General features: G+C 50.3%; 20 protein-coding genes. 1 reads left to right on the forward strand and 19 read right to left on the reverse strand.

The window, feature by feature from the left end; genetic code table 11:
* Window positions 1–8: 8 nt before the first annotated feature.
* The 4 genes from ROJ03_RS03190 to ROJ03_RS03205 form a co-directional block, all read right to left on the reverse strand.
* The gene (locus ROJ03_RS03190; protein WP_313725541.1) at window positions 9–893 is read right to left on the reverse strand and encodes a carbohydrate ABC transporter permease; all 885 of its coding nucleotides are present in this window, start codon (window positions 891–893) and stop codon (window positions 9–11) included.
* Window positions 883–1785 (reverse strand): sugar ABC transporter permease, encoded by a 903-nt coding sequence (locus tag ROJ03_RS03195; RefSeq protein WP_313725542.1) that lies wholly within the window; start codon window positions 1783–1785, stop codon window positions 883–885. Before ROJ03_RS03195 ends, ROJ03_RS03190 begins: the two co-directional genes overlap by 11 nt.
* Window positions 1786–1862: 77 nt before the next feature.
* Entirely contained in the window at window positions 1863–3185 is a 1323-nt protein-coding gene (locus ROJ03_RS03200; protein ID WP_313725543.1) for an extracellular solute-binding protein, read from the reverse strand.
* Between the two features lie 168 nt (window positions 3186–3353).
* Entirely contained in the window at window positions 3354–3971 is a 618-nt protein-coding gene (locus tag ROJ03_RS03205; RefSeq protein WP_313725544.1) for a YesL family protein, read from the reverse strand.
* 74 nt (window positions 3972–4045) lie between these two features.
* Between ROJ03_RS03205 and ROJ03_RS03210 the strand changes: the two genes are divergently transcribed.
* Window positions 4046–4696: a hypothetical protein gene (locus tag ROJ03_RS03210; protein ID WP_313725545.1), complete on the forward strand. Its 651-nt coding sequence runs from the start codon at window positions 4046–4048 to the stop codon at window positions 4694–4696.
* 51 nt (window positions 4697–4747) lie between these two features.
* On the opposite strand, the gene ROJ03_RS03215 is transcribed toward ROJ03_RS03210, so the two are convergent.
* From ROJ03_RS03215 to ispG, 15 genes are all read right to left on the reverse strand, one after another.
* Window positions 4748–5371 (reverse strand): phosphoribosyltransferase family protein, encoded by a 624-nt coding sequence (locus tag ROJ03_RS03215; protein WP_313725546.1) that lies wholly within the window; start codon window positions 5369–5371, stop codon window positions 4748–4750.
* A gap of 15 nt (window positions 5372–5386) precedes the next feature.
* Window positions 5387–6145 (reverse strand): type I methionyl aminopeptidase, encoded by a 759-nt coding sequence (gene map / locus ROJ03_RS03220; RefSeq protein ID WP_313725547.1) that lies wholly within the window; start codon window positions 6143–6145, stop codon window positions 5387–5389.
* The gene (nusB, locus tag ROJ03_RS03225) at window positions 6123–6584 is read right to left on the reverse strand and encodes a transcription antitermination factor NusB (RefSeq protein ID WP_313725548.1); all 462 of its coding nucleotides are present in this window, start codon (window positions 6582–6584) and stop codon (window positions 6123–6125) included. Before nusB ends, map begins: the two co-directional genes overlap by 23 nt.
* Window positions 6585–6588: 4 nt before the next feature.
* The gene (locus ROJ03_RS03230) at window positions 6589–7638 is read right to left on the reverse strand and encodes a peptidylprolyl isomerase (protein WP_313725549.1); all 1050 of its coding nucleotides are present in this window, start codon (window positions 7636–7638) and stop codon (window positions 6589–6591) included.
* 64 nt (window positions 7639–7702) lie between these two features.
* Entirely contained in the window at window positions 7703–8116 is a 414-nt protein-coding gene (locus tag ROJ03_RS03235) for a hypothetical protein (RefSeq protein WP_313725550.1), read from the reverse strand.
* 74 nt (window positions 8117–8190) lie between these two features.
* Window positions 8191–8541: a preprotein translocase subunit SecG gene (gene secG, locus ROJ03_RS03240; RefSeq protein WP_313725551.1), complete on the reverse strand. Its 351-nt coding sequence runs from the start codon at window positions 8539–8541 to the stop codon at window positions 8191–8193.
* 18 nt (window positions 8542–8559) lie between these two features.
* On the reverse strand, window positions 8560–10491 hold the full coding sequence (tpiA, locus tag ROJ03_RS03245; protein WP_313725552.1) for a triose-phosphate isomerase: 1932 nt from the start codon (window positions 10489–10491) through the stop codon (window positions 8560–8562).
* Window positions 10492–10576: 85 nt separating this feature from the next.
* A complete protein-coding gene (gene gap, locus ROJ03_RS03250; protein WP_313725553.1) occupies window positions 10577–11581 on the reverse strand; it encodes a type I glyceraldehyde-3-phosphate dehydrogenase in 1005 nt (334 codons plus the stop codon).
* Between the two features lie 76 nt (window positions 11582–11657).
* Window positions 11658–12428 carry a hemolysin family protein gene (locus ROJ03_RS03255; protein WP_313725554.1) on the reverse strand — a complete coding sequence of 257 codons (771 nt, stop codon included), beginning with the start codon at window positions 12426–12428 and terminating at the stop codon, window positions 11658–11660.
* Entirely contained in the window at window positions 12425–12925 is a 501-nt protein-coding gene (ybeY, locus tag ROJ03_RS03260) for an rRNA maturation RNase YbeY (RefSeq protein WP_313725555.1), read from the reverse strand. The genes ROJ03_RS03255 and ybeY overlap by 4 nt, the downstream gene beginning before the upstream one ends.
* Window positions 12926–12936: 11 nt before the next feature.
* A complete protein-coding gene (locus ROJ03_RS03265; RefSeq protein WP_313725556.1) occupies window positions 12937–15171 on the reverse strand; it encodes an HDIG domain-containing metalloprotein in 2235 nt (744 codons plus the stop codon).
* The gene (locus ROJ03_RS03270; RefSeq protein ID WP_313725557.1) at window positions 15168–16151 is read right to left on the reverse strand and encodes a PhoH family protein; all 984 of its coding nucleotides are present in this window, start codon (window positions 16149–16151) and stop codon (window positions 15168–15170) included. The genes ROJ03_RS03265 and ROJ03_RS03270 overlap by 4 nt, the downstream gene beginning before the upstream one ends.
* Window positions 16152–16159: 8 nt before the next feature.
* Window positions 16160–19282, reverse strand: coding sequence for a hypothetical protein (locus ROJ03_RS03275; RefSeq protein WP_313725558.1), 3123 nt, complete (start codon window positions 19280–19282; stop codon window positions 16160–16162).
* Window positions 19269–22103, reverse strand: a complete 2835-nt coding sequence (gene uvrA, locus ROJ03_RS03280) for an excinuclease ABC subunit UvrA (RefSeq protein WP_313725559.1) — start codon at window positions 22101–22103, stop codon at window positions 19269–19271. The genes ROJ03_RS03275 and uvrA overlap by 14 nt, the downstream gene beginning before the upstream one ends.
* Window positions 22093–23136 (reverse strand): (E)-4-hydroxy-3-methylbut-2-enyl-diphosphate synthase, encoded by a 1044-nt coding sequence (ispG, locus tag ROJ03_RS03285; RefSeq protein ID WP_313725560.1) that lies wholly within the window; start codon window positions 23134–23136, stop codon window positions 22093–22095. The genes uvrA and ispG overlap by 11 nt, the downstream gene beginning before the upstream one ends.
* Between the last annotated feature and the right edge of the window lie 36 nt (window positions 23137–23172).

Consider the following 23172-nt stretch of genomic DNA (forward strand, 5'->3'; position numbering starts at 1 on the left):
AACCCTTCTTATTTCATTGCAGTCTTTTCGTATCCAGTAAGCATATACTTCTGGAAGAGGAAGAACAGGATGATCACAGGCAGGACTGCCATCACAGCCCCCGCCATGATCTCATGGTTGTTCATGGTATCGAGGCCGGCGAAGGTATTGCGAAGATGGACCAACCCGACGGTAAGTACCCGCCTAGCTTCGTTCTTTGCAATGATCTTGGGCCAGAAATAGCTGTTCCACCCGTTGGTGAAAGTCACCAACGTTATGGTGATGAGCGTCGACTTGGTCATGGGAACGAGGATCTTGCTGATGATCCCTAGCCTTCCCATCCCATCGATCTTGGCAGCCTCCACATAGCTGTCATCGACAGAGAGGAATGCCTGACGCATCATGAAGATGTAGTACGGGGAAACAGCCTCAGGTAGGATGAGACCCAGAAACGTATCGGTAAGCTTCCAGTTTGCAAACATGATGTAGAGGGGAATGAAGGTTACCTGAAGGGGGATCATCAAGGCCCCAAGGACTATGACAAACAGCACATTCTTGCCCTTGAAGAAGCCTTTGGAAAACCCATAGCCTGCAAGGACACCGGTAACCACCTGGCTGAACAGGATTCCGACTGTCATGACCGTCGTATTGAAATAGTACTTGCTGAAGTTGACCCGCTTGAAAACGTTCCGATAGTTCCCAAAATGCCACTCTCTTGGCCAGAATGTAGGGACACTGAGCAACACCTCCTGCTGAGACTTGAACGAGGTAATGAACATCCAATAGAGGGGAAAGAGCATGACCAGAGTAACCATGATTGCAAGGACATACTGGATGGTAGTCTGAATACGCCTATGTGCAATCGCCTTGCGGTTCAAGGAAAGTGCCTGGTCGTTCTGTGAATTATACATCATAGTTCACACTCCTGTTGGAAATCTTCATCGTGGCGGCAGTTATCGCAAGCAGCACAATGAAGAAGAATACTGCTACCGTCGAAGCACGGTCCATCCTGAAATCTACCATGGCATACTTGTAGATCATGAACACTATCACTTCGGTTGAACGATACGGCCCACCGCTGGTCATGACATCTACCGACTGGAAGACCTTCATAGCAGAAATAAAGGTAGTGACGAACAAGAAGAGCGTTGTGGGGGAAAGCAGGGGAAGCGTGATCTTGGAAAACTGGGTCCACTTGCTGGCCCCGTCGATGGAGGCGGCCTCGTAGTAGGTAGTACTTATCCCCCGCATGGCAGCGAGGTATATCATCATGCCGTACCCAATGGTACGCCAGCCTGTAAGCAGAAGGATGGAAAAGAGGGCCCGGTTCTTGTCACCAAGCCAGTTGACCTTGGAACCGCCGATTTTGGTGAGAAAAAAATTGAGGATGCCGTTATCAGTATTCAATATCCAAAGGAATACTACTGCCGCCGATGACATGGCAATGTATTTGGGTAGAAATACCAGGGCACGCATCAGGGAGAAGGAACCGGCCATCCTGTTGAATATCATGGCAAGCATAAGGCCACCGACAATGGTCACAAACAGCTCGCCTAGGGTATAGAGGGTAGTCACCTTCAATGAATTCAAAAGATATTTGGTCCCAGAACCTTTGAATAGCCAGATCCAGTTCTTGAACCCGACATTCTGGTAGTTGTCATTGATGAGGTTCCAGTTGGTGAAACTGATCCTCACAACCTGGACCACGGGATAGTAGACAAACAAGGCAAGAAACAACAGTGCAGGAAGGACCGTTGCAAAGTCCCCTACTTGTTTTGAGGATCGTCTGGATAGCTGTAGCTTCATCTGATAGGATTCCTTTCAAAAGAGATAAACCACATAGTGCCGCCCGATAGGGATCGGGCGGCAGCAAGAACAGTACGTTATTCTGAATCAGCAAGCACTTCGTTGATTTCCTGGGACATTGCCTTGAGCTGGGTATCAACATTGGAGTTCTCGATCATGATCTGGTCAAGATAGGCTCTCCAGATGGTCGAAAGCTGGTTCCAGCCAGCGTGCTGGATTCTTGGGTTGATCTCATCAAGATTGTCGAAGACAGCCTTGAAAGCAGGCTTTCTCTTGAGGAACTCTGCCCCCTCCTGTGAAGAAAGAACTGAGTTTCTGGTAGGAATGTATCCTGTTCCATCTGCCCACTTCATGTTCACATCCTTACCAACAAGGTACTGCAGGAATACCCATGCTGCGTTCTTCACAGCCTGGCTGTTCTTTGCAGGGATCAAAAGGACACTGCCTCCGATTTCGCTGATCTTGGTCTCCCCACCAGGAAGCCAAGCCATGCCAACCTCAAAATCCTTTACAAGGCTTTTGTACGTATTGTACAGGGAGCTGGTATGGATGACAGAGAAAGCTTTCTGGTCGATGAAGTTCTGCCTCATTACGGATGAAGCGCTGGTACCGGATGCCCAGTAGGTATAGCCCTTGTTGACCCAGTTCTGGAACTGCTTGGTTATGTCACTGGAAGCCTTTCCTCCAAGGTCAGTGGTCATCCTGTCATCATTGACAATCTTTACCCCATTGTTGAGGTAGAAGGTCTCAAAATACCACTGGTCCCAACCGGGGATGATGGTTGCCCAACGGGTGGTCTTTCCATCTGGTCCCTTCTTGGTTGCCTTGGCAAGGAAGCTCTCCATGTCGTTCAGCTTTGCTGGGATGACAATCCCTTCCTTATCAGCCATGGTCTTGTTGTAGTACATGACCTGGGTAGAAATGAGGAACGGAAGGGTTACCTGCTTGTCCTCGTAGGTGGTTGCAACAATGAGGCCTTCACCGAAGTCATCAATGTCATAGCCTGTTGCCTTGATGTACGGGTTGAGGTCTTCACAAAGGCCACCCTTGCCATACTCGGCAACATACGGGGTATTTGCCACAGTGAGGGCTGGAAGGCCTGTACCTGCCGCATGGGCCGCAACCAGGGTCTCGTTGACAGTTGCATAGTTGCCAATGTACTTGGCATCGACTGTGATGAGTTTTTGTGATTGGTTGAACCCACCAACAATCTCATCAACCAAGGGCCAATACTGCTGTTCAAGGGCATGCCACCATTCGATGGTTATGGGTTCAGTCACCTCATAAGAAATCTTAGGTGCATCAGCAGTCGGAGCCTTTGCCTTTTCACCGGCTCCACCGGCGAACAGCATAGAACAGACCACAAGAAGAGATAGGATGAGCATTACGCTTTTTTTCATTAATCAACCTCCATTTTTTGTTGATAATCCACCTATTAGTCTAGGTCCACTCCCCTTATAAGTCAAATTGAATTTAAATAATGGGTGAAAAATTGATGAGAAAACTGGTAATTCGCACAAATTAATTCAACAAAATTAAGCAAAAGCACAATTAGTCACCATTAGCGTTCATATATCATGCAATTCTTCAGATCGCGCATAGGCTACGCGCACAAACAGGGAGGAGAGGACAACCACAAACCCATAGCCGAAAACTACCGTAAGGGGAAAGAGGTAGACCAGCCAAAAAAACAGCACATTGAGCACCAGCAGGGTAAGGGATATGGGCAAACCACCTATACCCAGGACAAACGCTTTTCTCAGGAGCTGGGTATTTTTCAGGGTCCCCTTGGATAGCAAAGCAAAGATATGGAGGAACACCATTGCCAGGATGATTGCCACCGCCACGATCATAAAAAACATCATTTTGGAAAATAACGTGGTACCTGTCGAAGCCAGATAGGCATCGAAAAAAAGGAAGCCACTGATGACCAGCATGCCCAACCAGAGGATGGTTGCTTGCACAAAGTGCTGCCTGAATGAGGAAAACAGGGTTTTTCCGATATACCCCTCACGATTTTCTGCCACTGAGAAAGCGTAGGAGTACAAGGCAGTGGTGCTGGCACCGATGGTGACAATCGGCAAACTCAACAAAAACCAGAGAAGCCCGGCATAGGCAATAGAGAAAATACGGTTCAAAAATGACCAAAAACTGTTTTCCGGGTCGAATAGAGAGGTTTTGGACATGGAAATGGCTCCTCTTGCTTTCAGTTCTATCTACTTGAGTGTATCATAGTGTCTTTGTAAGGGGTATGGAAACCATGGATTGGAAAACTGAGAAAGACAAATTACAAGCCATGACATTAAGGCAAAAGGTCGGGTATCTCACTACCTACTACCGCTGGCCTGCACTATTTCTCACAGCTGCCTTGCTGCTTGTCCTCTATCTTGGGGATGTAGTGCACCAGAGCACAAGGACCTTTGTGTTGCAGGGCTTTGTGGCAAATGATGACGAACAACTTTTCGATGAAAAACTTGTAACCACCGAATTCAGTGCATACCTAGGGCTTGGAAAGAATGAGGCGGTTGTCTTTGATGACTCGCTCTATGTCAACCTGGAGAGTGCAGATCACTACATAGAGGCAAGTATGGCCAAGATCTATGCATACATGGCTACCAAGGAACTTGACCTCCTCATCGGCCCTGAATTTGTGGTCGACCACTACCTCTCTGCCCTTCCCATGCGTGACTTCACTTCCTTGCAGGATCCCAATAACAGGGCTTTGTTCTCGGCACTGGAACCACACCTACACACCAGCCTTTCGTTTGATGGAGTGGAGGGTTTGTACAAGCTTGACCTACAGTTTACCCGTTTCAAAGGAAAAACCCCTCTCTTTATGGTTATTCCAAAGACAAGCCCACATCCTGCCATGGTCCTTGCATTCCTTGAGTTTGCACAGATGAAAAAATAAAGTATTGGTTCCAAAAAAGAAAAAACGGCCTTTCAGCCGCTCCTCTTTACGTTATTGAACATTATCCCCTCGAACCTCATGCAAGATCTGCCTTACTTCAGGGTCGGTGAACTGTGTGTCGATCTCATCTGAGGTAAGACCTAGGAACTCATGGCAGTTATAATGTATCCACTGCTCCTGGTCTGCACTATGCAGCACATGCTTGCGACAGTAGTAGTCAGGCTGGATCGGCAAAGGTTCCTCTTCCTTGTAGAGTGGTACCTTGTAGTCATAGACAGCAATCTTCAGGTCTTCACGGGGAATGCCCTTGTGCATGATTACCTCTGCTAGGGCATTTACCGTCTTGCCCGTGTCAAAGATATCATCGACGACTAGGATTCTGTCACCGGTTCTCAAATGTTCGGGAGAGTATGTCCAGCCATCGACCATGACATTGGTCTGGCTTCTGAGATACCCATAGGAACGGGCTACCACTGCAGCATAGAAGACAGGACGGCCTTTCTCACGAATTCGTACCATCTTGTAGTATTCGCTGAACACATTTGCCATATAGGCTCCGCCCCGTAGGGAGGCATAGATGATATCTGGAATAAAATGGTCCTCAACATACATCTTATGAGCTAGTTTCAGGGCGCTGTCTCGAATTGTGTCTCCGGAAATGAACTCTTTTATCACCTTTGGTCTCCTCACCTATGCTTCTACCGTCAAGATTTCCAAACCATCTTTCGTCAGGGCAATGGTATCCTCAAAATGGGCGGAAGGCTTGCCGTCGGAAGTTACTACTGTCCAGCCGTTCTCCATAGTCTTTGTGCTCTTCGTCCCCAGGTTAATCATGGGTTCAATGGCCAAGACCATCCCCTCCCGTATCCTGGGATTTGGCATGTATGCACTGACATAGTTTGGGATGGAAGGCTCCTCATGCACGGCAAGCCCTACCCCGTGCCCGCAGTAATCGCGCACAACGCCATATCCAAAAGAGTTTGCAAGCTTGTAGACTGCTGCACTGATGTCCTGGATGCGGGCGCCCTTCTTTCCTGCAGCCTCTATCCCCAAGGAGAGACAGCGCTGGGTAACAGAACAGAGCTTCTCCCAATCGGGATTTGTCGTGCCAACGATGAAGGTCCGTGCCATGTCAGAAAAATGGCCGTTCATGTTTATGCCAAGGTCAACATCGATCAGATCCCCTTCCTTGATGATCCGCTGCTTGGAGGGAATACCATGGATGACCTCCTCGTTTATGGAAATACACGCTGTAGCAGGGAAGCCTTCATAATCAAGAAATGCAGGCTTGACCTTGTGCCTGACCATAAAGTCATAGCAGAACTGGTCAATATCAAAGGTGGACATACCAGGAGCAATAAACGAGGGAAGCTGGTTCATCAAACGTGCTGTCAGGTGACATGCTTCGCGTATCACCGCTATCTGTTCAGTTGTCTTCAGTCTTATCATAGGTAGCTTTCCCTCCTAAGGGAAACAGTTGCTTTTGCATCGTATCAAGCATACCGTTAATGAACTTGTAGTTAACTTCCGTTGAAAAATCCTGGGAAAGCTTAACTGCCTCATCGATTATGATATGGGGGTGTATATCCCCATACAGGAGGCAAAACACGCTCATACGAAGGACATTCCTGTCAACGATATCGATACGGTCCAGAGGGCGGTTCAAGGAGAATTTTGAAATGAGCTCATCAACCTGGGCAAGGTTCTCGATGGTCCCCTGCACAAGGTACTGACCATAGATCTTTACCTCTTCCTCAAGTTCGGCATATTCGGCATCGGTGGTACCGCTGAAAATCCTAGGGATGTCCTCTTTGGTCAAGACATTGTTGAAATCCATGGCGTAGAGCGTCTGTAGTGCAAGTTCCCTTGCTTTGTGTCTTGTTTTCATAGGGTTATTTCTTGTACAGGATGTTTACAGTCGCACTCTTGCGCAGATCATCAACCAAAGCGTTGATGGCGCCATAGTACACTTCCTGTTGTTTTACTCCTGTAAGTTGGGATTGTATGTAATCATGGATGGTGCTGGTGGTATTTGGGTTGATCTGGTCGGTAAGGCCCAGGATCTTCGTTTCGTTGTAGGCAAGGATCTTCAGGATGTGGTAGCCGGTATTGGATGTCACTACAGAGCTGGTATCGCCTACCTCGGTGGTAAAGGCCACATCAAAGAAGGTCTCTCCAAGGCCTGCCATCGCTTCAGTGTTGTCCATGGTAAGCCAGCCGATATCACCAGCCTTCATCTTGCTCTGGTCATCCTTGGAATATTGTACTACGGCCTTCTCAAAGGTAAGGGACCCACTCTTCAGCTGCTGAGCAACAGTTTCCAGAAGTGCCTTGTTATCACTGTTTGTTTTCTCATCATCGGTGAAAGGGATGAAGATGTGGCTGAGCTTGACAGTCTCTGGGCTGACAAACTGGGTCTTGTTCTTCCGGTAGTAGGAGGCTATGTCTGTCTCAGAGATGGTTATTGGCTTGTTCAGGTCAGCAGCCTTCTTCATCCGTACATAGGTGTCGACCATCAGCTGCTCGCCGATCATCTTCCTGTAGGCATCCACTGTGCCGAAATTGGAGTTGATGACCTTTGCAAATTCCTCATCTGTCAGTTTCTGGCCATAGGAGGATTCAATATTGGCCTTCTGTGAAGCATATGCCTGGTCGATCATGGCATCGGTGACCTTGACGCCATCTCGTGCTGCACCCTGGCGGTAGAGTTCGTTGTTGATCAAGAGATTGAGAACCTGCAAAGGGTCTACTGTAGCAGGGTCGGTTCCGCTCTTTACGGCACTGTCCTGGTATTTCTTGACCTCAGTCTCAAGTTCAGCCACGGTGATGGGAGTTGTCTTGGTAAGGCGGACTGTTGCAGCAGGAGCCCCGATGGCTGCAGCAAAAAGGGTCGAGGCTGAAATCAGGGAAAAACAAATTGCCAGCACTAAAAATCGTTTCATGCATTTCTCCTAGTGAATACTTGGGTCAAGAGTACAAAAAAGTGGTAAGCAAGTCAAATGGAAATCAAATTTGCAGGTGTTTTCCAACGGCCCTTCCATAGTCGGCCTTGGTGATGATCTCGCTCTTCTTCAAGAAGAGCCCTTCCTGCTCCATTGTCCTCATCAAAGCCTGCAACGTCTTCATCGAACGGACTCCGCCCTTGGTTATAAAACCCATACAGCGAAGGCCGGATACAGAACCTGAGCTTTTCAGAAAATTGGAGACGGCGGAGGGGATTTTCCCACCAAAGAAGGTAGTGGCTTCAGTGCCGATGACAAGATAGTCATAGAAAGATACTTTCTTACCCTGTTCGAGACTCATATCAAGCAGGTCAACCATGTGACCCTGGGAGGAAATCCCTTCTGCCAATGCTTTTGCAATGAGCTTGATCCGATCATTATCCTTGGAGGAAGAAGCGTACAATACACAAACTTTCATATGAAATCCCCTATAACAGATACCGACCGCACAGAATGCGGCCGGCAGTCAAATAACTAATGGCATCTACCGACCTAGTTGGTTGCGGCAGGAGCTTGGACTGGAGTAGCAGGTGCTTCAGAGTTCACCCACCAGTCAGTGGACTGCTGAACCTGTTCAGTGGTTACTGAGTCGAGCAGTTTGTCTTGAGACGGGCTCTTGTTGACAAAGGCTACAACCAGAGCAAGAATCATGAACACCACAGCCAGCGTAGCAGTTGCTTTGGTTACGACACTGCTTGCATGAGATCCGAAAGCAGTATTGCTACCACCACCGAAGATGCCGCCCAATCCTTCGCTTTGCTCATCCTGTACAGCTACAAGGAAAATCAAAAGGAGACTGACGATCACGAATAGTACCAACAAAATTACGCTCAAAACACCCATTTCACTACTCCGGTTATGTTACATATCAAAAGAGACGATTGGCAAGAACTGCTCTACAGAGAGCGATGCACCACCAACAAGGGCCCCATCGACATGTTCCTTGGACATCAAAGACTTAACATTTGAAGCCTTTACTGAACCACCATACTGTATTATTAGCTCTTCTGCAACACCCTTTGTATAGAGTTTTGCCACAAGAGAACGAATAAATGCATGTGCGCCATCAGCATCTTCTGGAGTTGCGGTCTTTCCCGTTCCAATTGCCCAGACTGGCTCATACGCGATGGTAATCTTTTCCATATCTTTTGCAGAAACACCCTGCAGTCCAACTGTCACCTGGCGGGTAAGCACTTCCTCGAGTTTTCCTGCTTCCCTCTCCTGGAGGGTCTCCCCTACGCAGAGATCCACATCCATGTTCTCGGAAATTGCAAGCAACACCTTCCTGTTGATAAGCTCGTCGCTTTCCCCATAGATCGCCCTTCTCTCACTGTGGCCAAGAATGACGGTATTCACCCCAAGGTCCTTGAGCATGGCAGCGCTGACCTCACCGGTAAAGGCTCCGCTTTTGTTGTCGTTCATGTTCTGGGCAGCAACAATGATATTGCTACCCTTCACAGCCTCCAACACGGCAGGAATGGTTACGAAAGGAGGAGCAATCATGACCTTGGTGGAAACGCCTGCCAGGGCCTTTACAAGCTCCTTGGCAAAGGCGGAACCTTCAGAGGGTGTCATGTTCATTTTCCAGTTTCCAGCGATATAGGGCTTTCTCATCTGTTTCTCCAAAGCCTTGATGCCAGGGAGGACCTTTCCTTCCAGGAATTCAAGGGATGCACCGCCACCGGTGCTTACGTGGCTGATCTTGTCTGCAAGATCGAACTTGTTGATGGCTGCGACGGAGTCCCCACCACCTACTACCGTGGTACCCTTGCAAGCAGCAAGAGCCTTGGCAACGGAGAGGGTCCCCTGGGCAAAGGCGTCAAACTCAAAGACACCCATCGGACCATTCCAGACAACGTTCTTTGCCTGCTCGACAGCCTCGACGATCAGCTTGATTGTCTTCGGTCCGATATCCATGCCGATAAGGTTTTCAGGAATGTCTACACTATCAATTGCGATGGCAGCAGTCCCATCCTTGAACTCTGCTCCGCAGAGGTGGTCAACAGGAAGGATGACTGAGACACCTTTCTCTTTGGCCTTGGCCAAAAAGGAGGATGCAGTATCCTTGAACTCCTCTTCAACCAGGCTCTTGCCAATGGAATGGCCCTGGACAGAGAGGAACGTATAGGCCATGCCTCCACCGATAACGATGGTATCACAGGTCTTTACCAGGCTCTCAAGCACACTGATCTTGCTGGAGACCTTGGAACCCCCGATGATGGCAACAAAAGGCCTCTCAGGATTCTCAAGCAGAGGAGCCATGAACTTCACCTCTTTCTCGATCAGAAAACCGGCATAGGAAGGCAGGTAGTGGGCTACACCCTCTGTCGAAGCGTGGGCGCGGTGGGCGGTACCGAAGGCATCGTTCACATAGACATCACCCAAAAGGGAGAGGGCCTTTGCAAAATCAGGGTCATTGGCCTCTTCCTCAGCATAGAAACGGACATTCTCCAGGAGGAGAACTTCACCTTTCTTGAGGTTCTTTACCTCTTCAGTCACCTCTTTGCCGATGACATCAGAGGCGAGGATAACTGGCTTGCCCAGCAATTCAGCAAACTTCTTGGCAATGGGAGCCATGGAGAATTCAGGATTCTTCTTCCCTTTTGGCCTGCCAAAATGGCTCATCACCACCACACTGGCACCAGCATCCAATAAGTAGTTTATGGTAGGTAGCGCAGCGCAAATTCTCGTATCGTCGGTAACCACGCCATCTTTCAATGGAACGTTGAAATCGACGCGGACAAGTGCTCTCTTGTTGGCAAAATCACAGTCTCTGATAGTGTGTAAAATCATGGCTTTCCTCTCTCTTTTTCTCTTCTAGGGCCTAAGCAAACTACAGGCCTGCTTTGCAACAGGCCTGCACAATATATATGTGAAGTTATTTCACCAGTTTCTTGGCAAGGTCGACAACACGGGTGGAATAGCCCATCTCGTTGTCATACCAGCTGAGAACCTTGATCATCTTCTCACCCATTTTCATGGTGAGGTCAGCATCAAAGATTGAGGAGTGGTTGTTGCCAATGACATCGTGGGAAACAATCGGATCCTCGGTGTACTGGAGGATTCCAGCCATCGGGCCTTCTGCTGCTTTCTTCATTGCTGCATTGACTTCTTCTACAGTTGCATCTTTTTCAAGCATGACAACCAAGTCGACGATGGAACCAGCAGGTACAGGTACGCGCATTGCCATACCATTGAGCTTGCCTTTCAGGGAAGGGATGACATCGGAAACAGCACGGGCTGCACCGGTGGTGGTAGGAATGATGGATACTGCGCCAGCTCGTGCACGGCGAAGGTCTGAGTGAGGCTGGTCAAGCATGACCTGGTCATTGGTATATGCATGGATGGTGGTCATAAGGCCGCGTTCAATGCCGAAGGAATCGTTCAGGACCTTGGCGATGGGGGCAAGACAGTTTGTGGTGCAGGATGCGTTGGAATAGGCTTCCAGGCTCAGGTCAAGCTTGTCGTCGTTGACGCCACAGACGATGGTCTGGTCAATCTTGTCCTTGGCAGGAACTGTCAGGATAACCTTCTTGGCACCAGCCTTGATGTGATCCTTGTACCCACCCTTGGGGCTCTCAGCCATGGTGAACACACCGGTTGATTCAATTGCTACATCGACCTTGAGGGCTTTCCATGGGAGTTCTGCAGGATTGCGAAGGGCAAATACTGGAATGGTCTTGCCGTCAACGACAATTGCATTATCAGTTGCTACAACGCTCTTGGCGTACACTCCGTAGGTTGAGTCATATTTCAAAAGATGAGCCAGGGTCTTTGGGCTGGTCAAATCATTGATACCGACGATCTCGATGCTCTTGTCTTCAAAAGCAACCTTGAATACGTTGCGTCCGATTCTTCCGAAACCATTAATTGCAATTTTCATGTTTTCCTCCGGGAAATTAAGTTCTGTATCGATATTAATATACTGTTTTCCCTTAGCAAGGGTCAACGTATCTATCTTACGATTTTACAACCAATTTTAGCTGGTTGATCTTGTGTCCTTCGATGTCCTCTACGGTAAAGATTGCCTGCAGATCCTCGACAGATTCATTCTTTGCAGGGATCCTGCCAAAGAGTTCAAATACGTAGCCGCCGATTGTCTCAAAATCATCCTCATCGATCTTCAGGCCGGTGGCATCGTTGACATCATCAATTGATGTCCTCGCCTCGACCATATAGGTCTTATCCTCAACCTTGAGAATTCCATCGGACTCATCCTCATCGAACTCATCCTGGATATCCCCGACGATGACCTCCAGGATGTCCTCCATACAGACAATTCCACTTACCCCGCCATATTCATCGATAGCTATGGCGATGTGCACCTTACGGATCTTGAACTCCCTCAACAGGTCATCAAGATGCTTGCTTTCGGGAATGAAATAGGGTTTCCTCATGAGCTTATGGACATCGAAGCCATTTTCGACGCCATGGCGCAAAATGTCCTTGGCATAGAGTATGCCTACAATGTTGTCTATGGTCTCCTCATAGACAGGGTAGCGGGAATAGCCCTGTTCTTGAATGATGCCATAGAGGTCATCCAGGGTAATGTCACAGCTAATGAATTGAACGTCTACCCGGGGAACCATGATCTCCTTGACAGTCTTGTCATTCAATTCCCCAATCCCTTCAATCATTGTCTGTCGTTCTTCAATTTCGACCTGTTCCTTCAGTTCCTGATCCAGGTTCTGATGCTTTTTCTTGAACAGATCCTTCAATCGCCAATTCAACGCTTACTACCCCCAAGTTTTACGAGAAGTTGTTCTTGTTGCACAAGCATCGGTTCACTCTCATCATTGGTTGCATGATCAAAGCCCAGAAGATGCAACACCCCATGAATCAAGAGCCGAAACAGCTCCTCGTCCGTCTCAACACTAAATGATTGTGCATTTCTTTTCAAGGTATCCAGAGAAAGTACCATGTCCCCCAGCACCCTGATTTCTGCAGGTTGAGCATCATCCTCATAGACCAGTTCTGGCCAGGAAAAATCCTCGACCTCATCATCCTGCACAAAGGAGAGGATGTCCGTAGTCTCGTCCCTATCCCGATAGGTCTTGTTCAGCTCCTGTATCTCATCGTCGCTCACAAAGCTGACAGACAGTTCGCAAGGCTCGACACCAAGAGTTTCCAAAATGGAACTGACCCGCTGTTGCACCAACTCTTCGGGGGCCTCTTCCCTAAACGACTCATGTCCATAGGATATATCAATTATCCAACTATTTTTCATCAGTTTCCTACCTATCCCTTTACAGGGGCTTTACTAATAGTATCCGTTGCATCATCTGGATACTCAATACGGTGATGGTCCCTTCCTACGAGAGATTGCAGGAAAGAGGCGCTTATGAGGTCAAGATCTGTCAAGGAGAGCAGGGAGTCCTTCAGCTGGTCCCTTGCAATCTTGCCCATGATTACCGTATGGATAAGTTTTTCATACTTGGAAGGCGTTGCCTTCTTCAAGGTCCTGCTAGCAGCTTCCACGCAATCGGCGAGCATGACGATCGCCGCCTCGGGGGTGGATGGCCTAATTCCGGCATAGGAGTAGTCATCCTCATTCACATCCAGGCCCAGGGCCTGGGCCTGTTCCTTGGCCTCATGGAAGAAGAATTGGATCACGTCATTGCCATGGTGCTGGGCTATGATGTCCAGGACCTCCTGGGGGAGGCCAGCCTCCCTACCCTTTTCAACCCCGAGCTTCACATGACTCTTGATGATGGCAACAGAGAGGCTCGGCTTGATCTCGTCATGCTTGTTCTCAACGCCTTGGTTTTCGATAAAATACTCAGGGTGGTCGGACTTGCCGATATCATGGTACATACCCCCGACCCGGGCCAACATGGCATTTGCCCCTATCGCCTTAGCCGCAGTGTAGGCAATATCCGCTACATACCTGCTATGGGTATAGGTTCCCTGTGCAACGACTGCAAGCCGCTCAAGGGCAGGGCTCTCAGCAAGTGCAAGTTCACTCAGGCGATAGATGGTGGGGATGTTGAACAGCTGTTCACACAACGGGACCAAGGCAGCCACAAAGACCACGGACAAGGAGATGTTTATCACTAGGCCACCGAGCAAGGCGCCCACCCCATTGAAGGAGAACCCATTGAGCAGGTTCAACGCTATCGCCATGAAACAGCTTACCAGACAGGCATAGAACCAGTTGAAGATTTCATCAAGCCTCTTGATGGTAAACTGGAAAAAGTAGAGGCAGGTACCCACCGTGGTCATGGTAAAGAAGAATGTCATGGAGTTGCTATAGGGCAAAATCATCGCATAGCAGGAAAGGATGAAACCACTGACCAGGCCCACCCGTTTCTTGGTGGTTATCTGGGACAGGAAGATCGGGGCAAAAAGGACAGGGAGAAACGAGTCGATGAACTGTACCGAATTTTGCGTTGTCCAATGGGCCACAAGGTAGAGCAGGCCCAAGGTCACCACCAGGGATGCAAGCAGCAGGTTCAGGTAGAGGTAGTACCGTTTCTCATGCTTGAGAAACTGGTGGAAGACCAACAGCCCTGCACCGGTTGCCAACACGACAAAGACGAACCGTCCTATCAGCTCAAGGACCGTGTAGTCAAAGGCTGAGTCGCTCATCCTTGTGATCAAAGCCATCTGTTCGCTTGTTATGACAGAATCCTTGGCAATGATCTTCTGCCCACGCTGTATGGTTACAATCTGGGGTTTGACCTCGGCCTTTGCAAGTTCCCGCAGGTGCAAGGTCTTTGCCTCATTGTATTGCACATTGCTTTCGACCAGCAAGGAGAGGGTGTCCAGCAACAAGAGGGGCTGGAAGCTGGAATGGGCATTTGTGTAGGCAGCAAGCCAAAAAGCAAGGTTTTCCTGCATGGTTTGGAATGTCATGGCCGAATCGAGGCTCTGTGCAACCAAGGAAGTGACCTTGTCCATCGAAATACTGTTCTCCAGATAGAAATTCTCATACCCAGACTGCAGGTTCTTCTGGATGTCATCCGAGGAGAACAACCCCTTCTGCAAAACCAGTTCGCTGGTCTCCTCAAGGGCTGCGAGCATGAAGGAACGTTCATCGCTGTCCAATTCCCGAAACCGCGCCAAGACATTCGCTGAATCTGCCGGCAATGCAAGGTCCAGGGTCTGTAAGCCATTGTTCTCGTTCTTCCAATACTCTATGAATTTCTGGACCCTCAATACAGAAGCCGAGGTGGCATGCAGTGAGTAGGAAAAATAGGGTATCACCTTGGCCACTGCCTCAGCAACAAGCCTCTCTGTCTTCTCCCCATCCACGTATTCGAAGGAGGAGAAGGCAAAGACATCCTCATTTGCAAGGGAACCAACCTCATAGCGGGATTCAAAGGTACGTAGGGCGGTACCGGGATTACGGGTCACCACCAGAGGAACCACCATCGCCGAAACCAACAACAAGGCAATCAGGCCAATCGCCAGACTTTTCTGGCGTGTGGGATTCTGTGGGCTTGCCTCTCTCCTGTACGTTTTCTTGTTCATGAATGCATACCTTTTTTGCCGCCATCACCATCCAAGGCGTAGGCATCAATGATCTTTTGCACGATCCTGCTGCGGACAACATCCTTGGAATCAAACAGGACAAACTCTATACCTTCAATATTCTGCAGGATTTGCAAAGCATGCACAAGCCCGCTTTGTTTGTGCCTGGGAAGATCGACTTGGGAAATGTCACCGGTTACAATTGCCATGGATTGTTCCCCAAGGCGGGTCAGGAACATCTGCATCTGCTCAACCGAGGTGTTCTGCGCCTCATCAAGGATTACCACAGCATTCTGCAACGAACGACCCCGCATATAGGCCAACGGGGCTATCTCGATGCTCCCGTTCTCCTCCAGGCGGTGGATGGTCGAGAGGCTTGCCATGGCCTCCATCGCATCGTAGAGGGGGCGTAGGTAGGGATTGATCTTCTGTGCCAGGTCTCCTGGAAGGAAACCCAGATTCTCACCAGCCTCCACGATGGGACGGGTCAATATCAGCTTCTGCTTCTTACCCGACAAAAGCAGGCTAAGGGCATAGGATACAGCCAGAAAGGTCTTCCCTGTCCCAGCGGGGCCAATGCCGAACACAATCTGGCTCTTCTGCATGGAACGCAAATAGGCTTCCTGTCGCAGCCCCTTGGGGTAGGCTATTCGGTTTTGGACGGTAATGGAGGGTTTCTGTTCAGGTTCCCCATGCTGGGCAAGGTCCATCACGGGCCGAATATGCCTCAGGCTCTGGAATTCCATGAATATCTCAGCTTCACTGATGTACTCCTGCATGTTGGCCAAGCCCTTCAAGCGCGGAATCAGAAGCCTAACCCTGTTCTCCGATAGTTCATCAGGACAGGAATAGGTGAGCCTGATACCTTTGGCAAAGAGTTCACAACCAGTCAGGGTTTCCAGATAGGGTATGTTGCGGTCATTGATCCCACAGACACGTTCCATCTGTTCTTCATCATCAAAATCGATGCTACTTTCCATTTCCTACCTTATGAAGAGGGCCTGCTATACCAAATTCCATCCGATTCAGTCCAATTTTCCTCTACCTTAAGCTCAGGTATTGTTTTCCATTGGAGAAAGACAGAAACAACAGGGACCCATGTATACTGGTTGTTTGATAGTACAACACTTCCTGTATATTTACAATTCAAGGACCAATCCTCCATATAATGGACCAATTCCAGGGAGATCGAGTTCATGTTGAACTGGGTGGAAGATCGGCCATCACCAACCAGGTCGAAGGACCTGAGCAGGTCTTCCCACATGAGGGGGAACGAAAAGGCCCCTGCCGAATAGTAGCGATGGAAACCACGGTTTGAACTGGTAAGGGAGAAGGAAAGGTCAAGGAACTCGGCTATGGAGAAGCCAACCTTTGCCGTAAGGTTGAGGGCCGTTGCATAGGGATCGATGAAATTGATGGCAAGCCTTGCGTCCAAGCCGAGTTTCAGCTGGATGCGTCTTTTCCACCAGGAATAGGAGAGGTCCTGTATGGCAACCTGGGTAGTAAGGCTCTGGGCCTCCAAGGAGCCTATACTGCCTGCATGGACCAGCGTCGAGCTCAGGTAGGGCAAGGAGAGGGTCGTTGTCACATCCTTGAAATAGTTCTCGCCATAGAGGGTTGAGTAAGCCATGAAGGAAAAGCTCTCCCTAAGGGAGACCTGGTTGGCAAACAACGAAAGCTTGCCACTGCCCGACAGGGCAAAGGGCTTCCAGCTGTCAGCCTCCTCAAGGGAGAGATCGTAGGTGCCCAACAGGGAGAAGGCTACGGTTGGGAGGGTGAAACTTGCAGAGGAGGAGAGCAGTTCTGGCTGCAGACCCTCATCCTGCTGAAGGATCTTGAGCGAGGAAGAGAAGGCCCAGGGCCCGATTCCATAGCCAAGGGAGGGAAGCAATGACTGGACCAAGGGGTATAGGGTTGCGGTAACGGAAGGGGAAAGGGTCCCCTCCCCCACCATAAAGCTTTTTGCTACCTTCACCTCATGCCTTGTGACAAACTCCTTGGTAAATGCAAACGATTTCTCTTCCCATGTACGACCCCCAATCCGTGAAAAGGAGTCCCTCCAGGAGTAGAGCTTCTCGTCCAGGGTATAGGTCAGCCCCAGTGCAGGGACAGTTGCTATGGTGGATGAGGTGAGTTGTACCTGCCTGGTGAGGTAGATATCCTTGGTCTGGTCTTCGCTGCTGATGAACGGGGAGGTGAAGGTTTGCTTCAGGGTAAAATAGGATGGATGGGCAACAACATACAGGGTCAACGATGGCTTGGTGTAGGTATAGAAATACCTGGAATTATCCCAGTTGCTATCCTCATCCAGATTGTTGGCCGAGTAGAGCAGCTTCTCCTCAACCGAATAGCCTAGGGATATGGAGCGGTTCATGGCAGAGGCCTGGGTCTTTGTCTTTGTTGTCGGGGTGGGGACCATTGCCTTTGCCAGCGTATCGTCGAGGGCAAAGGTTCCCGTTGGGATTGCCTTGGTTTCACCAGATGTGGCCTTGGACGCAATAGGTTGCGTCCAGGAGAAGATTTGGCCGCTGATGAGGCCCTGGAGTTCTGGCAGCGTGACTTTCTGCACCACATAGGAGTAGAGGGAATCCTGTTGCTCCCACCTCCAGTCGATAAGGGCATTCAAGGTCGTTATCTTTGCACTCTGCACCAGCTCTCCGAACACCTTGGTGGGAAAATCAAAACTCCCGTTGGCTTTCCAGGTAAAGGAGCCAATGTCGCTGAGATAGTCTGAAGGGAACTCCTGCTTCTTGCCAAAGAGGGAGTCTATCGCAAAAGTGCTGAGCCTGTTGGCATAGAGGCGTTTGACAGTTGGGTCTGAATAGAAGGGCAGAGAGACCTGCAGATCTGCCCATGAGGTATCTACAGTCAATGCATTGGTTCCGTAATACCTTACCTTAGGGAAACTCGCATAGCTGGAGAGTATCTCCTTCCCCTGGGGATGGACAGCTAGGTGCATCTCTGTATCAAGGAGAACCTTTTTTGCAAAAAAGGCATGGTGTGCTTCCAACCCAATGCTGATCCCACTCGATTCATAGGAGTCTGCCAACAAGACAAGATAGGAGCCACTACTTTCCGTCCATCTTACAAAGGGTGTAGGCTCGCCTCTTTGTTCGCCATATACCGGACCGTCAGGGACGAATGAAGCATCACTCTCGCCGGAAAGCAGACTGGAGAAACTGCTGGTCTCCCCTTTCTTGAATTTTGGATACCTTCCATAGATTTCAAACGTTGTGTTGAGAAACATCCCCCTGTCGCTGGTAAATCCTATCGCAGGGTTTCCGACCATCCTGACCCCGGGGAAAAAAAAGGCAGGGACCCAGAATACAGGGACCCTCCCGATGGAGAGGTAGGCGTTGGTTACCAGCAGGTCCCCTCCGCTGAGGAAGGCCAATCTATCTGCGGTTATCGATGAGTAGGCGTGCTTTTCATTGGTGGTGATGAACCCCTTGTCGAAAAAAATGCCGTCACCAGAACCATTGTAGGTAATGAGCTCTCCTGAGGTAAAAAACCGGACATCCTCATCCTCACTGTTCTTCCGTTCCGTGGTGGTGGACCCTCCACGTACCAACAACGACTGGTCGGTCCAGTTCAGGGTTACGATGGAACCGGTTATGGTTTGTACGGAACCCTTGTCCTCAGAGTCATCGAAGATGACCGAGCCAAAGGCACTGAGCAAGGTGTTGTCAAGGTCGATGATCATCCTGTCTGCAGAAAGCTTGCGCACCCTCTCATCGTCCTGCAGGGAAAACTGTACCAAGGCATTGCCGTTCAGTTCCACCAGGGAGGAATTGGCACCAGCTGAGGTTACCAGGTCAGCATGGAGAATGGTAAGGGTATAGGTCTTCTTGGCCGAAGGGGTCTCCTGGATGGCAAGCGGTTCGATATGGTAGAGCGAGTAGAGCATCTCCCGCATGGAATCGGCACTCTCAAAAGCAAGCCCCCTTGCAAGGGCCATGTTCCTCAGCTCCTTGTCGGTCGCCTGGGCGATGGAGAGCGAGAGGATCAGGGAATCCTCAACCGGGGAAGCAAGTATGAAAAAACAACACCCCAGCAACAAGAGTGCCAAAACAGTCAGTTTTCTGAATAGTATCCCATCAATCTGTTTCATGGAGCGTCTGAGCAAGATAATACCCTGTGAATGAGTCTTTGCATAGGGCAACTTGTTCAGGAGTTCCACTGGCTACTACCATCCCTCCCCCATCCCCACCTTCGGGGCCAAGGTCGATGACATGGTCTGCCTGCTTGATGACATCGAGGTTGTGCTCGATGAGCACTACGGTATTTCCCCCATCAACCAGGCGGTTGATGACTTCCATCAGCTTTTTCACATCAGCAAAATGGAGGCCTGTAGTAGGTTCATCAAGGACATACAGGGTTTTCCCTGTCCCATATTTGGAGAGCTCCAGGCTGAGTTTGACCCGTTGGGCTTCACCACCACTGAGGGTCAGGGCGCTCTGGCCGAGCTTGATATACCCCAAGCCCACAGAGATGACCGTGTCGACCTTTCTCTTGATACGGGGGATGGCGCTGAAGAACTCTGCAGCCTCATCCATCGTCATGGAGAGCACTTCATCGATGTTCTTTCCCTTATACCGTACCGAGAGTGTCTCCTTGTTGAACCTTTTCCCATGGCAGACATCACACGTTACATAGACGTCCGGCAAGAAGTTCATCTCAATCTTGAGTGTCCCGTCCCCTTTGCAGTTTTCACACCGCCCACCGGGGACGTTGAAGGAAAAACGACCACTCTTGTAACCGCGGGCCTTGCTCTCAGGCAGGGATGCATAGAGCTCCCTGATGGGGGTAAACACCCCAACATAGGTAGCAGGGTTGCTTCTGGGTGTCCTGCCGATAGGGCTTTGGTCTATGTTGATGACCTTGTCCAAGAGCTCTACCCCGGTCAAGGAGGAGTATCCATCAAAGTTGGGGTTCTTCTGGGCAAGCTGCCTCTTGACGGCAGGAAGGAGCACCTCGTTGAGCAAGGAGCTTTTCCCACTACCGGAGACCCCGGTAAGTACCACCAACTTTCCCAGGGGGATATCGACATCGACATGCTTGAGATTGTTCTTGCACGCCCCTTTGATGGAAATCTGCTTGCCATTGCCCTTCCTTCTTTTTTCAGGGATGGGAATGGTAAGCTTCCTGCTCAAAAACTGGCCGGTTATGCTTGCAGGGTTTGCTTCGATCTCGCTGGGAGTTCCCTGGGCGGTGATGTATCCACCATGGACGCCGGCACCCGGGCCAAGGTCCACCACATAATCGGCTTCACGGATGGTGGCCTCATCATGTTCGACCACCAGGACGGTATTGCCAAGGTCCCTCAGGTTTTTCAGGGTATCGATAAGCTTCTGGTTGTCACGCTGATGCAAACCGATGGAAGGCTCATCCAATACATAGAGCACTCCGCTGAGGGCGGAGCCGATCTGCGTAGCGAGCCGTATCCGCTGTGCCTCCCCTCCGCTGAGGGTGGCACTTGAACGGTCGATGGTCAGATAGGTCAGACCCACATCGCTGAGGAAGCGCAACCTTGCACGGATCTCCTTCAGGACCTGGGTAGAGATGATCATCTGATTTTCGGTCAGGGAAAACTCCCTAAACAGTTCGAGGGAGCTTTTGACCGAAAGTCGGGTCGCCTCCATGATGTTCAGCCCTTTGATGGTTACCGAGAGTGCTTCCGGCCTTAGGCGGTCCCCATGGCAACTGTCACAGACATGAGAGTTCTGGAAGGAGTTCATCCACATGCGGATCTGCATGCTGGCCGTCTCGTAGTACCGTCTCTGCAGGTCGGGGATGACACCTGGGAAAGGCTTCTCCACCCGGTAGAGCTCCTTACGCTTCTCACGGGTATACTCCATGGTAAGGTTCTCCTTTGACCCATAGAGGATAGCCTCGATGACCTCCGCCTTGAGCTTGCTGAACGGGGTGTCCAGGGTAAACCCATACTGCTTGGCCAAGGCTTCAAAAGGTACACGGGACCACTCGGCTTCAGGATTCTGGGTGGCAATGGCACCCTGGTTAAAGCTTTTGGAGTAGTCGGGAATGATGAGCTCAGGGTCGAACTCTGTCTTGACCCCCAAGCCATTGCAATCGGGACATGCACCGAAGGGGTTGTTGAAGCTGAACAGGCGGGGCTCCAGGTCGGGAAAGGTGAGTCCGCAGTGCGAGCAGCTGTTCCGTTCGCTGTAGATCTCCTCATGTTCACTCTCGTCGGAGCCTATGAAGGTTATCTTTACCAGGCCATTGGTCATTTCGTTGCAGGTCTCGATGCTGGAAGCAAGCCTTTGCCGGGCATCCGGGCGGAGGATGAGCCGGTCGACCACCACATCGATGGAGTGTTTCTGCTGCTTGTCCAGATTGATGGGTTCATCAAGGGATAGCATGGCACCGTCAACCTTGACACGCTGGAATCCCCCGTTCTTTGCATCCTCGAACACCTTCTTGTACTCGCCCTTACGGCCGATCGCAACAGGGGCGCTGACGATGATCTTGCTTTCATCCTGGGCATGGTAGATGGCGTCAATGATCTGGTCGATACTCATCTCGGTGATCTCACGGCCACACTTATGGCAGTGGGGGGTTCCGACCCTGGCCCAGAACAGGCGGTAGTAGTCGTAGATCTCCGTTATGGTACCGACGGTGGACCTGGGGTTCTTCTGCGTCGATTTCTGCTCAATGGCGATGGCAGGGCTCAAGCCCTCCATGTAGTCCACATCGGGCTTATCCATACGGTCGAGGAACATACGGGCATAGGAGCTGAGGCTCTCCACATACCGCCTCTGGCCCTCAGCAAAGATCGTATCAAAGGCAAGGGAGCTTTTCCCACTGCCTGATAGCCCGCTTATCACGATAAGCTTGTTCTTTTCCAGTTCAATATCTATGTTTTTCAGGTTGTGCTCGCGCGCACCCTTGATGATTAACTTATTCTGCATTCCTTACCGCTTCCAATACTGCTTCCCTAGCTTCTTCAAGCCGCACCTTACGCACAAGCTTGCCATGTTCATACAAAAATATCTCTTTGCCGATACCCGTTATTGCAATGTCGGCATGACGTGCTTCACCGGGCCCGTTAACCTGGCAGCCCATGATCGCCAGTGTCAGGTCCTTCTGGACCATCATCAGTTCCTTTTCGATCGATTGCAAAAAGGCCTGCGAATCAAAACTGTGGCGCCCACACCGTGGACAGCTGACGATCCGTATGCCTCCCTTCCTGAGGCCAAGGGTCCGAAGCAACTCGACACCCGCCTGCACCTCGGTCTCGATCTCCCCGGTAATGCTGATGCGCAGGGTGTTTCCAATGCCCTGGTCGAGCAGCCTGCCCAAGGCCCAGGTAGAGCGGGTCACTGAAGAGACAACCGAACCGGCTTCCGTCACTCCCAGATGGAGGGGATAGCCGCTCTTTGCCGCAAACAGCCTGTTTGCCTCATAGGTAGTCTCGACATCACTGGCTTTCAGCGATACCACCGAGTTATAGAAGTTCAAGGATTCAAACCAGGACAGGTAGTCAAGGGCCGTGTTGCTCATCAAGACTGGCATGGGGTCGTCTCCCTTGGGAAGGGACCCGCTGTTCAGGCCGATCCGGATGGCGACATTGTGGTCCAAGGCACTCCTGACCACCTCATCGACCTTCCAACGGGCGCCTATGTTGCCGGGATTTATGCGAATCTTATGTGCTCCACAGGCAATAGCATCCAAGGCGAGCTTGTAGTCGAAGTGGATGTCAGCAACCAGGGGAATGGGTGAATTTCTGCAGAGCCAGGAAAAACCCTCATGGTCATCCAAGCTTGGATAGGAGAATCGCAGGATATCACATCCCATCGCATTGAGTTCACCAATGCGTCTGAGCAGGATGTCCAGCTCAACCATATCTTTGGGAATTGCACTGTCATACATGGTCTGCACCAGTACGGGCAACCCTTTTCCTATGATCTTGTTGCCAATGATGGCATTGTGGGTTTCACTCATGATCTGTCCTCTCTTACACGAAACCCACTCTACTGC

This window comes from Sphaerochaeta sp. PS, assembly GCF_032144095.1.
GTDB lineage: Bacteria > Spirochaetota > Spirochaetia > Sphaerochaetales > Sphaerochaetaceae > Sphaerochaeta.

Bases quoted from the DNA above. Each gene is read 5' to 3' on its own strand.
- ROJ03_RS03235 (WP_313725550.1), bottom strand. From the start codon at position 8,116: ATGAAAGTTTGTGTATTGTACGCTTCTTCCTCCAAGGATAATGATCGG.
- ROJ03_RS03210 (WP_313725545.1), top strand. From the start codon at position 4,046: ATGGATTGGAAAACTGAGAAAGACAAATTACAAGCCATGACATTAAGG.
- uvrA (WP_313725559.1), bottom strand. From the start codon at position 22,103: ATGCAGAATAAGTTAATCATCAAGGGTGCGCGCGAGCACAACCTGAAA.
- ROJ03_RS03265 (WP_313725556.1), bottom strand. From the start codon at position 15,171: ATGAACAAGAAAACGTACAGGAGAGAGGCAAGCCCACAGAATCCCACA.
- ROJ03_RS03205 (WP_313725544.1), bottom strand. From the start codon at position 3,971: ATGTCCAAAACCTCTCTATTCGACCCGGAAAACAGTTTTTGGTCATTT.
- map (WP_313725547.1), bottom strand. From the start codon at position 6,145: ATGATAAGACTGAAGACAACTGAACAGATAGCGGTGATACGCGAAGCA.
- gap (WP_313725553.1), bottom strand. From the start codon at position 11,581: ATGAAAATTGCAATTAATGGTTTCGGAAGAATCGGACGCAACGTATTC.
- ROJ03_RS03275 (WP_313725558.1), bottom strand. From the start codon at position 19,282: ATGAAACAGATTGATGGGATACTATTCAGAAAACTGACTGTTTTGGCA.
- ROJ03_RS03195 (WP_313725542.1), bottom strand. From the start codon at position 1,785: ATGAAGCTACAGCTATCCAGACGATCCTCAAAACAAGTAGGGGACTTT.
- ROJ03_RS03190 (WP_313725541.1), bottom strand. From the start codon at position 893: ATGATGTATAATTCACAGAACGACCAGGCACTTTCCTTGAACCGCAAG.
- ROJ03_RS03230 (WP_313725549.1), bottom strand. From the start codon at position 7,638: ATGAAACGATTTTTAGTGCTGGCAATTTGTTTTTCCCTGATTTCAGCC.
- ROJ03_RS03270 (WP_313725557.1), bottom strand. From the start codon at position 16,151: ATGGAAAGTAGCATCGATTTTGATGATGAAGAACAGATGGAACGTGTC.
- secG (WP_313725551.1), bottom strand. From the start codon at position 8,541: ATGGGTGTTTTGAGCGTAATTTTGTTGGTACTATTCGTGATCGTCAGT.
- nusB (WP_313725548.1), bottom strand. From the start codon at position 6,584: ATGAAAACAAGACACAAAGCAAGGGAACTTGCACTACAGACGCTCTAC.
- ispG (WP_313725560.1), bottom strand. From the start codon at position 23,136: ATGAGTGAAACCCACAATGCCATCATTGGCAACAAGATCATAGGAAAA.
- ROJ03_RS03200 (WP_313725543.1), bottom strand. From the start codon at position 3,185: ATGAAAAAAAGCGTAATGCTCATCCTATCTCTTCTTGTGGTCTGTTCT.
- tpiA (WP_313725552.1), bottom strand. From the start codon at position 10,491: ATGATTTTACACACTATCAGAGACTGTGATTTTGCCAACAAGAGAGCA.
- ybeY (WP_313725555.1), bottom strand. From the start codon at position 12,925: ATGAAAAATAGTTGGATAATTGATATATCCTATGGACATGAGTCGTTT.